14 protein-coding genes and 1 pseudogene are annotated in these 14313 nt (G+C 45.4%); 2 read left to right on the top strand and 13 right to left on the bottom strand.

Annotation, left to right across the window (positions count from 1 at the left end; translation table 11 throughout):
- From WKT17_RS11575 to WKT17_RS11530, 10 genes are all read right to left on the bottom strand, one after another.
- The gene (locus WKT17_RS11575; RefSeq protein WP_173749005.1) at positions 1 to 435 is read right to left on the bottom strand and encodes an RrF2 family transcriptional regulator; all 435 of its coding nucleotides are present in this window, start codon (positions 433 to 435) and stop codon (positions 1 to 3) included.
- Between the two features lie 71 nt (positions 436 to 506).
- Positions 507 to 1811, bottom strand: a complete 1305-nt coding sequence (locus WKT17_RS11570; RefSeq protein WP_340272918.1) for an O-acetylhomoserine aminocarboxypropyltransferase/cysteine synthase family protein — start codon at positions 1809 to 1811, stop codon at positions 507 to 509.
- A 133-nt stretch (positions 1812 to 1944) separates the two neighbouring features.
- Positions 1945 to 2430 (bottom strand): deoxycytidylate deaminase, encoded by a 486-nt coding sequence (locus tag WKT17_RS11565; RefSeq protein ID WP_173749003.1) that lies wholly within the window; start codon positions 2428 to 2430, stop codon positions 1945 to 1947.
- A 12-nt stretch (positions 2431 to 2442) separates the two neighbouring features.
- Entirely contained in the window at positions 2443 to 3072 is a 630-nt protein-coding gene (gene upp, locus WKT17_RS11560) for a uracil phosphoribosyltransferase (protein WP_173749002.1), read from the bottom strand.
- A gap of 42 nt (positions 3073 to 3114) precedes the next feature.
- A complete protein-coding gene (gene rpiB, locus WKT17_RS11555) occupies positions 3115 to 3543 on the bottom strand; it encodes a ribose 5-phosphate isomerase B (protein ID WP_173749001.1) in 429 nt (142 codons plus the stop codon).
- An 11-nt stretch (positions 3544 to 3554) separates the two neighbouring features.
- Entirely contained in the window at positions 3555 to 4604 is a 1050-nt protein-coding gene (locus WKT17_RS11550; RefSeq protein ID WP_291682365.1) for an L-threonylcarbamoyladenylate synthase, read from the bottom strand.
- Between the two features lie 62 nt (positions 4605 to 4666).
- Entirely contained in the window at positions 4667 to 5365 is a 699-nt protein-coding gene (locus WKT17_RS11545; RefSeq protein WP_173748999.1) for an N-acetylmuramoyl-L-alanine amidase, read from the bottom strand.
- Positions 5366 to 5485: 120 nt separating this feature from the next.
- Positions 5486 to 6835, bottom strand: a complete 1350-nt coding sequence (locus WKT17_RS11540) for a glucose-6-phosphate isomerase (protein ID WP_294459461.1) — start codon at positions 6833 to 6835, stop codon at positions 5486 to 5488.
- A gap of 60 nt (positions 6836 to 6895) precedes the next feature.
- On the bottom strand, positions 6896 to 7639 hold the full coding sequence (locus tag WKT17_RS11535) for a hypothetical protein (protein ID WP_173748997.1): 744 nt from the start codon (positions 7637 to 7639) through the stop codon (positions 6896 to 6898).
- A 199-nt stretch (positions 7640 to 7838) separates the two neighbouring features.
- Positions 7839 to 8537: a 5'-methylthioadenosine/adenosylhomocysteine nucleosidase gene (locus WKT17_RS11530; RefSeq protein ID WP_173748996.1), complete on the bottom strand. Its 699-nt coding sequence runs from the start codon at positions 8535 to 8537 to the stop codon at positions 7839 to 7841.
- Between the two features lie 145 nt (positions 8538 to 8682).
- On the opposite strand from WKT17_RS11530, the gene WKT17_RS11525 reads away from it, so the two are divergent.
- On the top strand, positions 8683 to 8928 hold the full coding sequence (locus WKT17_RS11525) for a TIGR03905 family TSCPD domain-containing protein (RefSeq protein ID WP_173748995.1): 246 nt from the start codon (positions 8683 to 8685) through the stop codon (positions 8926 to 8928).
- A 50-nt stretch (positions 8929 to 8978) separates the two neighbouring features.
- Here WKT17_RS11525 and WKT17_RS11520 read toward each other — a convergent pair whose 3' ends face one another.
- Together WKT17_RS11520 and WKT17_RS11515 are read right to left on the bottom strand one after the other, a co-directional pair.
- On the bottom strand, positions 8979 to 9719 hold the full coding sequence (locus tag WKT17_RS11520; protein WP_291682359.1) for a hypothetical protein: 741 nt from the start codon (positions 9717 to 9719) through the stop codon (positions 8979 to 8981).
- 70 nt (positions 9720 to 9789) lie between these two features.
- Positions 9790 to 11010: pseudogene (locus WKT17_RS11515) on the bottom strand (endonuclease Q family protein); the annotation flags it as partial.
- Between the two features lie 91 nt (positions 11011 to 11101).
- Here WKT17_RS11515 and WKT17_RS11510 point away from each other — a divergent pair.
- Positions 11102 to 12463, top strand: a complete 1362-nt coding sequence (locus WKT17_RS11510) for an MATE family efflux transporter (protein ID WP_173748992.1) — start codon at positions 11102 to 11104, stop codon at positions 12461 to 12463.
- A gap of 72 nt (positions 12464 to 12535) precedes the next feature.
- Here WKT17_RS11510 and WKT17_RS11505 read toward each other — a convergent pair whose 3' ends face one another.
- On the bottom strand, positions 12536 to 14143 hold the full coding sequence (locus WKT17_RS11505; RefSeq protein WP_173748991.1) for an MBL fold metallo-hydrolase RNA specificity domain-containing protein: 1608 nt from the start codon (positions 14141 to 14143) through the stop codon (positions 12536 to 12538).
- Between the last annotated feature and the right edge of the window lie 170 nt (positions 14144 to 14313).

The following is a 14313-nucleotide window of genomic DNA, read 5'->3' as shown; positions in this document are numbered from 1 at the left end:
TTATATGATATATTCGTCTGCTTTTGCCGCCTGCCAGCTGATTAAATCTTCCAGCGTAACCTCATCGACTACACTGTTTATGGCATCATTCAATTTTTTCCACAGGATTCTCGTCACACAATCATTTTCACGGCTGCAGCCAGCGAACTCCTGCTCTGCACACTCTACCGGGGCCAGACTTCCTTCTGTAAGTCTCAATATCATTCCCACGGTATATTCCTTCGGTGTCCGCTGCAGTACATAGCCTCCCTGAGGTCCCCGTATACTTCTCACATATCCTGCTTTGTTCAGGACGCTGATAATCTGCTCCAGATACTTCTCAGAGATTCCCTGTCTTCCTGCTGCATCCTTCAGACGTATGGGACTCCCGGAATAATTGGTTGCCAAATCCAACATCAGGCGAACTGCATATCTTCCTTTCGTTGATATTCTCATATTTCTTCCTCCATACGTCTGATTATACTCAAATTAACCTACTATTTCAATATGTTTTATAGAATTGCTTCTTATAAGTTTGCAAATGCCTCTTCCAAGTCCTCCAGAATATCTGCAATATTCTCTGTACCCACAGATAAACGAATGGTATTTGGTTTTATGCCCTGGCTTTCCAGTTCCTCCTCTGTGCATTGGCTGTGTGTTGTGGTAGCCGGATGAATGACCAGAGATTTCACATCCGCTACATTGGCCAACAGAGAAAACAGCTGCAACTGATCAATGAATTTCTGCGCAGTCGCTGCGTCTCCTTTTATTTCAAAGGTAAAAATAGAACCTCCGCCATTTGGGAAATATTTTTTATAGAGTTTTTTCTGCTCTTCCTCTTCTGTCACACTGGGATGATGTACACGCTCCACCAATGGATGGTTATTTAAAAATTCTGCCGTCTTCACTGCATTTTCCACATGACGCTCTACTCTCAGAGAAAGTGTTTCCAGCCCCTGCAGGAACAGGAAAGAATGAAACGGGGAAATGGTTGCTCCTGTATCTCTCAGCAAAATAGCCCGGATTTTTGTCACAAATGCGGCTGCTCCCACTGCTTTTGTAAAGCTGATTCCGTGATAGCTTGGATTTGGCTCTGTCAGAGACGGGAATTTCCCGGATGCCTCCCAGTCAAAGTTTCCGCTGTCTACAATCACACCGCCAATGGCCGTTCCATGTCCCCCGATAAACTTCGTTGCAGAATGTACCACAATATCTGCGCCGTAGGCAATGGGACGCACCAGATACGGAGTTGCGAAGGTATTGTCCACCACCAGAGGAATTTTATTCGCATGGGCAATTTTTGCAATTTCCTCAATGTCTACTACCTCTGAATTAGGATTTCCCAAAGTTTCGATGAAAATAGCCTTTGTATTCTCCTGAATGGCCTTTTGTATCTCTTCCTTATTAAAAATGTCTACAAAGGTAGATGAAATTCCATACTGCGGAAGTGTATGGGCCAGCAGATTATAAGTGCCTCCATAAATATTTTTTGCGGAAACGATATGGTCTCCTGCCTGTGTCAGATTCTGGAATGTATAGGAAATCGCTGCTGCGCCTGACGCTACAGCCAAAGCAGCCACACCGCCCTCTAATGCTGCGATTCTCTTTTCAAAAACATCTTCCGTGGGATTTGTCAGTCTTCCATAGATGTTTCCCGGGTCTGATAAGCCGAATCTGTCTGCAGCCTGTTTGGAGTTTTCAAATACATAAGAGGATGTCTGGTAAATCGGTACTGCTCTGGCTCCTGTTACCACGTCTGGTTTTTCCTGTCCTACATGCAGCTGCAGTGTCTCAAATCTGAATTTTCTTTCTTCTCTTGTCTTTATGCTCATATCCTTACCTCCGGTTCATATCATTATAATTCCTATCTGTTTACAAGGTTATTTTAATATGACAAGAGGCAATTGTCTAATATGAAATAACAAGAGCCAGTTATAGTTTTTTCCTATAACTGGCTTTCCTTTTCTATACTTCTACTTCTAGCTTTCTGCCTGTGTGATTGTACTGATAATAACGAACTCCCGCTGCATCCAGCATACGCTTGGACGCCTTCACTGCCGGAGAATCCGCATATTTATCACATTCATAGACAATCGTTTTAATTCCCGCCTGAATAATGGCTTTGGCACATTCATTGCAGGGAAACAGCGACACATACAGCTTGGCGCCTTCCAGGGAACCGCCCCTGTAGTTTAAAATCGCATTCAGTTCGCTGTGTGTCACATAAAAATACTTGGTATCCAGCTCATCACCTTCCCTGGCCCAGGGAAATTCATCGTCTGAACACCCCATAGGAAATCCGTTATATCCCATGGACAAAATCTTATTATCCGGACTGACAATGCAGGCTCCCACTTGTGAATGAGGGTCTTTGGAACGCATGCCGGAAAGCTTTGCCACTCCCATGAAATACTCATCCCAGGAGATATAACCGTCTCGTTTTCCTTTCATAAGCTTCACCTCTTACTTGGTTCCGAAAATACGGTCTCCTGCGTCTCCCAGACCCGGTACAATGTAGCCGTGGTCATTTAAGTGGTCATCCAGCGCACCGATGTAAATATCGACGTCCGGATGTGCTTCAGAAAGAGCTTTTACACCTTCCGGCGCTGCCAGAATACACATAAAGTGAATGTTCTTTACGCCTTTTTCCTTCAGCATGGTAATCGCTGCCACAGCGGAACCGCCGGTTGCCAGCATAGGGTCTGTGACAAAGACTTCTCTTTCCCCGCAGTCAGCCGGGAGTTTACAGTAGTATTCCACTGGTTTTAAAGTTTCCGGGTCTCTGTAAAGTCCGATATGACCTACCTTTGCAGCCGGAACCATGGTCAGCATACCTTCTACCATACCAAGACCTGCACGGAGAATGGGCACAACTGCCATTTTCTTTCCTGCCAGTTCTTTTACGGTAGTTTTCGTAATGGGCGTTTCAATTTCCACATCTGCAAGTTTTAATTCTCTGGTTGCTTCATAAGCCATGAACATGGCAACTTCGCTGACCAGTTCCCGGAATTCTTTTGAGCTTGTAGACTTTCTGCGGATAATTCCAATCTTATGCTGAATCAGCGGATGTTCCATAACTAATGTTTTTGCCATTTTTCTTCTCCTTTGTGTTTAGTATCTCGTTGGTTTTCTTTCTTATTCTTCAATCAGGTCAATTCTCTTTTGGTGTCTCTCTGCATGAGAGAATTCTGTATTTAAAAAGGTATCTACGATTTTCACCGCAAGCCCCGGGCCTACCACTCTGCCGCCCAAAGCCAGTACATTGGCATCATTATGCTCTCTGGTTGCCTCTGCACAGAAGCAGTCTGTACAAAGTGCCGCACGGATACCCTTCATTTTATTTGCTGCAATGGAAATACCGATTCCGGTGCCACAGATGAGGATTCCCTTATCGCACGCTCCGTCCTGAATGGCTTTTCCTACTTTTCTTGCATACACAGGATAATCCACTGCCTCTGTACTGTCGCACCCAAAATCCTTATAGGGCAAATGGTGCTCTTCCAGATACTTGATAATCTCCTGTTTCAGTTCGTAACCGCCGTGGTCACACCCTAATGCTATCATGTTTTTCCTCCTTAAAGATAAATAATATGATGTCCCGCTGCCTTTAACAGCCTGTTCATAATGGCCTGTCCCATACGGGGGGTATCAAAAGATTCCGAAAAAATACAGTCCGCCTTCTCTTCATCAAACGCTCTTAAAATACCGAAAAGATGCCTTGCGATTCCCTCTTCATCCTGTCTGGTGCCAATGCTTTTCACCACAGTTCCCTGATAGAATTTCCGGGTTTCATCTGTACCGATAACCCCGGTTCTCTTTCCCTGAGCCTGCAGCGCAAGACACTGCTCATTAATATACTGCACCACTTTTTCTGTGCTTCCCTGCACAATGATCAGTTCCGCGTTTGGCGCATAATGACGGTATTTCATGCCAGGCGCCTTGGGCTTCACTTTCTCGTCCGTAATCAGAAGCCCTCTGTCCATGCGAACCGGACCAATCACTTCTTCTATCATGGACTGGTTGATGTAACCGGGACGCAGAATCACCGGCACTTCCTCTGTAAAATCCACAATAGTGGATTCCAGCCCGATACCTACTTCACCGCCGTCTACAATCACCTCTATCTTCCCGGTCAAATCCTCAGCCACATGAGCCGCGCTGGTAGGGCTGGGCCGTCCGGAGGTATTGGCACTGGGGGCTGCGATAAAACCGCCGCCTGCCCGAATGAGCGCCAACGCAGTCTGGTGACTGGGCATACGCACAGCTACACTTTCCAAGCCTCCCGTAGTTTCATAAGGTACACGGTCACTCTTTTTGAAAATCATGGTCAGAGGCCCTGGCCAGAATTTTTCTGCCAGTTTTTTTGCTTTTTCCGGTACGTCCTCTGTAATCTGCGCCAGACTTTCCATATCCGCGATATGTATAATCAGCGGATTGTCGGAAGGCCTGCCCTTTGCGGCATAAATTTTCTGTGAAGAACCTGCATTCAGTCCGTCACCGCCCAGACCGTACACGGTTTCCGTGGGAAACGCAGCCAGACCGCCCTTTTTTATAACTTCTCCTACTTCCTGAAGCACTGTTTTGTCCGGGTTGTCTTTATCTACCCTGACTACTCTTGTATTCAATCCGCACCCTCTTCTTCCTTCATAAGTTTCGTTTCTCTTACGCTCTCCTATCATAACACACTTTATGCGTCCTTTTCTACCGTTTTTAGAAAATTTAAAATTCCGTCGCAAATGGCTTTTGCGCACTTTTTCTGGTACTTTTCCGTTCCCAGAAGTTCTGCTTCCCTGGGATTTGTCAGAAATCCCGTTTCTACAATGTTTAAAATTCCCTCGCTGCGTTTTAAAAGATAATAGGTCTGGTTCGCCTTCTCGGTTCTGGGCTTGCTTACCTCCAACTGTGTGTTTAACTCACCCTGAATACAGTTTGCCAGCTTAGAGCCTTGCACCGAATTGGTATAGTAAAATACCTGAGGCCCGCACACCGACGAATCCGGATAGCTGTTCTGGTGAATGCTCACCGTAAGAATCGGCTTTGTTTCTTTTATAATGGCACAGCGCTTCTGCATATCCTGCACTTTTTTATTCCGGCTGTTTTCCTCATAAAGCCCTGCGTCCGTTTTCCGGGTGAGCACGGTTTCATAGCCTTCTTTTTCCAGATATTCTGCCAGGTATCCGGCAATTTTTAAGTTGACCTCTTTCTCCTCCAGATTTCCGATTCCCACTACGCCGGGGTCAATGCCCCCGTGTCCGCTGTCAATGACTATCACGCCTTTGCTGTTTTCCGCTGTTTTATCCACCAGCACAGCCCCTTCCCTGCCCAGCATATATATGGCGCAGAGCATACACAGCGCCATGATTCTTTTCAGCCACTTTCTCCGCATAACTTCTCCGAAAAATTCCCCTTGTCTATAGAATATATGCAGACCGGGCAGGGTTCAACACAAAAAGAACACCGCCGCACAGGGCTTGTCCCACATACGGCGATGTTCTGCTCTTTTCTATTATAATCTTTTCAGCAATTCTTCTCTCTGCTCTTCGTATCCCGGTTTTCCAAGAAGTGCGAACATGTTTTTCTTGTAGCTTTCCACACCCGGCTGGTTAAATGGATTTACCCCGGTAAGGTATCCGCTGAGGCCGCATGCAAATTCAAAGAAATAAAACAGCTGTCCCAGATAGAATTCGTTCTGCTCCGGAATTTTCACCATAAGGTTTGGTGTATTTCCGTCTGTGTGCGCCAGAATGGTTCCGTTCATAGCGCTCTTATTTACAAAGTCCATACCTTTGCCTGCCAGATAGTTCAGTCCGTCCAAATCGTTTTCTGCTGCTTTAATTACAACATCTTCTTTCGGTTCTTCAATAGCCAGAACTGTCTCAAACATAATTCTGGAACCGTCCTGGATAAACTGTCCCAGAGAATGCAGGTCTGTGGTAAAGTCTACAGACGCCGGATAAATACCTTTCTGGTCCTTTCCTTCACTTTCTCCGTAAAGCTGTTTCCACCATTCTGCTACATAGTGCAGAGTCGGTTCATAATCAGCCAGAATTTCCACGGATTTTCCTTTGCTGTGAAGAATGTTGCGCACTGCTGCATACTGCAGAGCGTCGTTCTCTGCATATGGAGCCTGCAAAGCCAGTTCTCTTCCGGACGCTGCGCCTTCCATTAATTTGTCAATGGATACGCCGCTGACTGCGATTGGCAGAAGACCTACCGCTGTCAGTACAGAGAAACGTCCGCCAACATCGTCCGGCACTACGAAGGTTTCATAGCCTTCTTCTGTTGCAAGGGTTTTCAATGCACCCTTCTCTTTATCTGTAGTTGCGTAAATTCTCTTTGCTGCCTCTTCTTTGCCGTATTTTTCTTCCATCATTTCTTTGAAAACACGGAAGGCAATAGCTGGTTCTGTCGTTGTTCCGGATTTTGAAATTACATTAATGGAGAAGTCTCTGTCGCCGATTACCTCTGCCAGTCCTTTTACATAGGCACCGCTGATGTTGTTTCCTACATAATAAATTTCCGGTGTCTTACGGTTTTCTTTGCTCAGATTGTTATAAAATGGATGATTCAGAAAGTCAATGGCCGCTCTTGCTCCCAGATAGGAACCGCCGATACCGATTACCAGAAGTACGTCGGAATCCTTCTGAATTTTGTCCGCTGCTTTTTTTATTCTGTCAAACTCTTCCTTATCATAATTTACAGGAAGGTCAATCCACCCCAGAAAATCGTTTCCAAGTCCTGTTCTGGATACCAGCACTTCTTTGGCTGTCTCCACCATTTTTTCCATTGCTGCTACTTCTTCAGCGCCCACAACGTTTGCTGCCTTTGAATAGTCAAATGTAACTTTATTTCCCATTTTCTCTTCTCCTTTGACTCTTAGATTTCTTCTTTAGTTTAGCAGGTTCATAGTGGTTTATCAAGTTAGAAATTCTTTTACCACATCTTTTACAATCTCCTCTTCCTCTTTACTGAGCAGATGGCTGTAACGGCTGTCTGTGGCTGCGGCCTCCATGATTCCCTGTTCTATCTGCCGGGCCGCTTTTTCTTTCTTCTCTCCTGTCTGGTTTTCCTTTTTTCTGCTGCCCCGGTTTTCCCTGCTTCCGGAAGTTCTGGCATTTTCCATAGAGATAATTTTTGCAGTCCCGCTTCGGCAGTTTTCCACATAATCCAGAAGATTGGTTTCCAGTTCCTCCTCCTGATAGCCCGTACCAATCAAAAGTCTGCAAAGAAGCAGGACGATTCCCATGCCGATTCCCGTAAAGACCGCCACACTCATCAATGGCAGTTCCCTTCCCAGAACCAAAAACTGGTCCGCTTTGCCGCCCTGCTGCCGCAAAAGCAGAATCTCCACTCCCATCAATAAAAAAGAGAGGATAAAAGTTCCCCAGGAAATGCCCTTTATCTGGCGCATATTCCATAGTGCTATCTTTCGTCCTCTCATTCGTTTCGTTACATAAACAGAAGGGTTATGTATCTCTATATTGTCTTTTGCCAGCTTCTGATACTCCTGTACAAAGCCGCTTAACCATTTATCTTTTGTCTCCGACGGATTTTTCAAATCTCCCAATACTCTTTTGTTACTGTTGTAAACCGCCAGCATACTTACGAAACTTGCCAGTCCCATAAGGCAGGCACCAAAATAGAAAATCAGGTGCTCCATAGTTCCTCCTCTTTCTCAGCAGGTTTTTCCTGCTTTTTCTGACATGGGACGTTGCTTTAAGCCGCAATCGAAAAGCTTCCCATTGCATCCTTAACGCCATATCCCCCTTGTCTATGAAACTATTATATAGCACCCTCTCCTGTTTGAAAACAAAAATCGGTCGACAAATCCATAGTGTCTGCGACATCTCTCCTGTTTTTTACAGTTCTTTCATCATATTTTCCACCAGGTTTACTGTGTGGCGGATGGCTTCTTTTTCAAAAGCCGGATAATCCATATGCGCGCTGTCGTCTGCCTTATCCGAAATCGCGCGGATAACCAGATATGGAATTTTGTTTAAATAAGCGGCCTGCCCAATGGCTGCTCCTTCCATTTCTGTACAGAAGCCCTCTGTATTCTGAATAATGTTTTCTTTTGTCTCACGGTCAGCCACAAACTGGTCCCCGCTTGCCACTCTTCCTTCAAACACCTGAATCTCCGGGTTCACTCTGCGGCATACTTCTGCAGCCAGTTTCCGAAGTCCTTCATCTGCCTGGAAAGCCAGGGTATCCATACGCGGAACCTGACCGATGGCATAGCCAAATTCTCTTGCGTCTACATCATGCTGCATGGTATCTGTGGATAATACAATATCCCCGATGTTAATTTCTGCTTTCAGAGAACCTGCAATACCTGTGTTAATAACTGCTTCCACTTCAAATTTATCTGCCAGAATCTGTGTGCAGATACCCGCATTGACTTTTCCGATTCCGGAACGAACTACTACAACCTCATGTCCGCTTAACTTTCCGCTGAAAAACTCCATGCCTGCTCTTTCCAATACGGAAACTTCTGTCATCTTGTCTTTTAAAATCGCCACTTCTTCTTCCATGGCTCCGATAATTCCAATTTTGTTCATGTCTTTTACCTCATCTTCTGGATTTCATAATGTCCTTATTGTACACTGTTTTTCTTTTTTTGGCTACACTTTCCTTTACCTTTCAAAACAGCCATGCTATAATGCTTTTGGAAACTTTTGAAAGAAAACAAAGGAGGACATCAGCATGGCTGTATACAAAACAAAAGGCGTATGTTCACGCTCTATTGAATTTGAAATAGAAAACGATACGGTAAAATCCGTAAAATTTAACGGTGGCTGCAATGGCAACACCCAGGGAATCGCAAGCCTTGTAAAAGGCATGAAAGTAGACGATGTCATCACCAGATTAAAAGGAACAGACTGTAACGGCAGAGGCACTTCATGTCCGGATCAGCTGGCCAGAGCGCTGGAAGAAGCAATGGCACAGTAATAGCTGCCGCAGAATGATACCGCCCGGTACATTCTGCGGTATCTTTTTGCCTAATTTCCCCATGGAACCTCTTCTGCCCGAACTTCACCGGTGTACATATTCACATAATAGCGAAGCCCGAAATCCGTAACCGTTCCTTCCGAGGTACTGTAAATTTTGTACTGAATAAACATATGGCTCTGTCCGTCGTCAGAAACCCTGTCATACACCACGGTTACCTCATAAGGAACGTCTGCGGTTCCCTGGTACGTCTCGATTCCTTCCTCCATCGTGGCATAAAAATTCCCTTTTGCATTGTACTGCATTGTGCAGGAGGGATAATACATGGAAAGCACCTCCTCATATAATTTCCCATAGGCATCTTCCACCTTTTCATAAGGCACCGCCTGCTTCGGCTCTTCTTTCGGTTTCTCTTCTTCCTGTGTGAAACTCCTGCCCTCTCCGGCCAAGAGCACCGCATTGGAAATCTCTGTCCGAAGATTCTGCAGCTCTGCTTTTCCGGGAATGGTAAATCCCAAAGCCGTCACGGCCGCAATGCCGTAAAAAAGCAGCAGCGTAAAACCGCCTGCAATACTTTTATCCGGATACCGTACCTTATACCGAATCAGATTGCTGATACCCAGACACCCTATATAAATCCCTGCCAGACACAGCAAAAGATAGCCAAAAGCGGAAGCCATTTGCCTGCACGGATACCCCCTGCTTTTGCAAAGGAAAAGAACCGTGACTCCCGCTGCTGCCAACACACCATATAAGATGAGAAAAACCTTCGTCCATTCCCGTTTTTTCATGTCTCTTTCTCTCCTTTATTCCATTATCTCAAAGAAAATCAAACAGCCTCATTTCAAGTTTATGCTTCTAAAACAAGCGGATGGTACCGTATTCTCCGTCAAAGCCGGGGTGACGCTCCACCTGCCCCCGTCTCAGACGGCTGATACCTTCTGCAATCCTCGTACCTGCCGCACTCTGGATATCCTCCATTGGAACATTCCTGAGAATCTCAAATTCCGTTCCCAGGGTTCTGAGCATATGATGAAATTCTTTCTGCACTTTTACACCAGGAGAAGAATATCCCATTGCCTCAGCAATGACTTCCGGAAGAGGCATAAGATTCTCAAAAGGTTTCCTGCTGCTGTCCCAATAACCTTCCGAACGGTCTGCAAGAACTTCTACCCGATGTTCCACACCTATGGTAATCTTTTTTCCGCACACGGGGCATTTTCCACCATAAGCCTTTGTCTGGTCAGGAGTCAGACAGAGATGACATTTTCGATGTCCGTCATAATGGTACTTTCCCTCCTCCGGGAAAAATTCAATGGTTCCGTATAAACCTTCTCCTGTTTCTATGGCTTTTTTCAAATTCGCATAAGAAGGTTCTATTTCCAGCAGATTTGCCTCACGTCCCAGCTTACCGGGAGAATGGGCATCAGAATTGGAAATCAGCTGATAGTTATCCAGGCCAGAAACTCTCCAGTTCATAGGCGGGTCAGAAGACAAGCCGGTTTCCACCGCGTGGACAAAGGGCGTCAAATCTCCAAAACATTCCTCTACGGAATCAAAACCGGAAAAGGCTCCAAACATGGCAAAATGCGGAGTCCAGATGTGTGCCGGTACATAAATCCCCTCCGGCGTGGTTTCCAGCATAATTTCCAGAAGGTCTCTGCAGTCCAGACCCAGAATGGGCCGCCCGTCGGAGTGAATATTTCCAATCAATTCCAATCTGGCAGACAGCATGTCCGCCGCTTCCAGCCCGGGAAGCAGAAGCAGGCTGTGTACTTTTCGCACCTTATCCTTCTTTTTGTAGATAGAACTGATTTCTCCGGACAATACAAATCGCGGATCTATGGTGTCCGGCGTATTTTCATCCTGTATCCGGTATTCCTTTTTCAGCCTGTAAAGCCCTTCTTCTGCTGGTTCCAGCTTCTCTTTCAGTTCTTCTCTCCAGACGGGATGGGTAAAATCTCCGGTTCCGATAATGTGAATCCCCTTTTTTCTGGCCCAAAGGTCCAGATGCTCCAGGTCACTTTCCTTGCTGGTGGCTCTGGAAAACCGGGAATGTATATGTAAATCTGATATCAACATGAATATGCTCTCCTTATGATGTTTGAATCTTGCTTTTCTTCATTCCTGCTCTTATACTATATTATAGTATCAAAACGGAGGCTTCACAATTATGAATAAAAATTCTTCTGCTACACTTATGACAAACGGGCCTATCTGGAAAAGAATTATCGCCTTTGCCATTCCCCTTTTCTTCGGAAATCTGTTTCAGCAGCTTTATAACACTGCGGATTCGCTGATTGTAGGAAATTTCCTGGGAAGCAGCGCTCTGGCTGCGGTCAGTTCTTCCGGAAACCTGATTTTTCTTATGGTGGGATTCTTTAACGGTATCGCCATCGGCGCCGGAGTCGTGGTAGCAAAATATTTCGGTGCAAAAAAATTTGATATGGTGCAGAGAGCCATACATACCATTGTGGCTCTGGGCATTGTATCCGGTCTTTTGCTGACGGTCGTAGGTGTTCTGGCCGCTCCTCAGATTCTGGTGCTTATGGGAACACCGGCTGACGTACTGCCAAACTCGGTGACCTACTTCCGCATTTACTTCTGCGGCTCACTGGCCTTTGTCATGTACAATTTTCTGGTGGGAATTTTACAGTCTGTGGGCGACAGCAAGCACCCCCTGATTTATTTGATTATTTCTTCTATTATTAATATTGTACTGGATTTGGTTCTGGTGGCAGGTTTTCATTTCGGTGTGGGCGCGGCTGCTCTGGCAACGATTATTTCCCAGTTTATCAGCGCTTTCCTCTGCCTGCGCCAGCTTTTGAAAAGTCCCCGGGAATACCGGGTACATCTTTCCAATATTCGCATAGACTGGCTCATGTTAAAACAGATTATCAGCAATGGTCTTCCTGCGGGGCTGCAGAACTCTATCATTTCTCTGGCAAATGTAGTGGTACAGTCCAACATTAACAAATTCGGACAAATGGCCGTGGCCGGCTGCGGTTCTTATTCTAAGATTGAGGGATTCGGCTTTCTCCCCATTACCTGCTTTGCCATGGCTTTAACAACTTTTATCAGCCAGAATCTTGGGGCAAAAGAATACCAGCGGGCAAAAAAAGGCGCCGTATTTGGCGTCATCTGCTCTATCAGCATTGCAGAACTGGTAGGTGTGCTGATTTACTTTTTCTCCCCTTACTTTATTGCTGCCTTTAACGCTACACCGCAGGTGGTTTCTTACGGTGTAGCCCAGGCTCATGTGGTCACACTGTTTTATTTTCTCCTTGCCTTTTCCCACTGTATGGCGGGAATTCTGCGAGGTGCGGGAAAGTCTACTGTTCCCATGTTTGTTATGCTGGTGTGCTGGTGCATTATCCGCGTAACCTATATTTCCGTTGCCGTGAAATTTATTCCCGATATAAGAGTCATCTTCTGGGCTTATCCCCTCACCTGGACTTTAAGCTCCATTGCCTTTATCCTGTATTTTGTAAAATCGGACTGGCTTCACGGACTGGAAAAACAGACAGATTTCTAAATCTTTTCCAAAAAACAGTCACAAAGAGGGTAGTTGCTTTCTGTTATTTTATGCAGCTGCCCTCTATATTTCTCATCTATCCCATTTATCACAAAGCGTATTAATCTGGTCGGCAAATTTCGCCAAATCCTTGTTGCTTCCTCCTTCATTGTGACGAATAACTGCCATAAGCCTCTGCCCTGCTGCCACAAGTCTGGCAAATACTCCTGCTGCTTTCCTGGTTTTGGCTTTCTCCCGTGCATGCGTTACCACAACACCCACGGTTTCCTTCACAATCTCATTGGTCAGTAAGTCTACTTCCGTTCCGCTGTAAGGCGCCATAGCCGAATATCCCAGTTCGTTTTCCAGACGCTGTGCAAAAATGTCACATACCTGGTCATCTCCATGAGCCACAAACACTCTCTGCGGTTTCTCTTGAAAAGACGCCGCCCATTTCATTAATCCTTCATTATCTGCATGACCGCTGATGCCGGGCAAACGGACAATTTCTGCGTTGACATGAATATCTTCTCCAAAAAGACGGACATCCTTTGCCCCTTCTACCAATGCCCTTCCCAGGGTATTAATAGCCTGATATCCCACAAATAAAATCGTAGATTCCCGTCTCCAGAGATTATGTTTCAGGTGATGTTTGATACGTCCGGCATCACACATACCACTGGCAGACAAAATGACTTTAGGATGTTCATTAAAGTTAATGGCTCTGGATTCGTCACTGGTAATGGACAGCTTCAAGCCCGGAAATGTTATAGGGTTGATGCCCTTATTGATTAACTCCATCGCTTCTTCGTCATAACACTCTTTGTAGTGGTCCTTAAAAATACTGGTAGCCTGAACAGCCAGCGGACTGTCTACATAAACCTCAAATCCCGCGTACTCCGGGAGCAGGTTATCTTCTTTGATTTTCCTGAAAAAGTATAGCATTTCCTGCGTTCTGCCTACTGCAAAAGAAGGAATCACTACATTTCCGCCTCTTGCAAACGTTTTCCTCAAGATGTTTACCAGTTCATTGACATAATCCGGCTTTTCTCCATGACTTCTGTCTCCATAAGTGGATTCCATAATCACATAATCCGCACTTTCCAGATATTCCGGGTCTTTAATCAAAGGCTGTTCTGTATTTCCAATATCTCCGGAAAATACCAGTTTTCGTTCTTCATCCTCTTCCTGAATCCAAAGTTCAATGCTGGAAGAACCAAGCAAATGCCCGGCATCTGTAAACCGCACTTTAATTCCCTCTGCCAGTTGAATCTCGGTACTGTAATTGCATGGAACGAACTGCTGAATCACCCCTAACGCATCTTCCATGGTGTAGGCCGGCACAAATTCCGGCTGCCCGTTTCTTCTGGCTTTTCGGTTTCTCCACTCTGCCTCAAACATCTGAATATGTGCACTGTCACGAAGCATAATGTCACACAAATCACAGGTCGCTGCCGTTGCATAAATCGGTCCCCTGAATCCTCTTGCATAAGCCAGAGGAAAATCACCGGAGTGGTCAATATGCGCATGGGTCAGCAGTGCAAAATCCAAGTCTGAAAACGCTACCGGAATATCCTGATTTTCATACTGGTCCGGCCCCTGTTCCATACCACAGTCAACAATAAATTTCTTCCCCGCTGCTTCCAGGTAATAACAACTTCCCGTCACCTCATGAGCAGCCCCTATAAAAGTCAGTCTCATAAGAAAACCCCCTTTGTGGTAAAATGAATATTGCTATACTCATTATACCCCAACAAAGAGGGTTTTGACAGAAATTTATTAAGTTTTTAGAAAGAAATAAGCTGAGTTTTAAAATTGTTGTGAATTAATAGACAGTTTGCGAAGAGGGTGTGGATTTTTCTAAAAATGTG

This window comes from Blautia sp. HCN-20427 (assembly GCF_037890365.1).
GTDB lineage: Bacteria > Bacillota > Clostridia > Lachnospirales > Lachnospiraceae > Blautia.
This window is presented reverse-complemented; position numbering and strand designations above follow the sequence as displayed.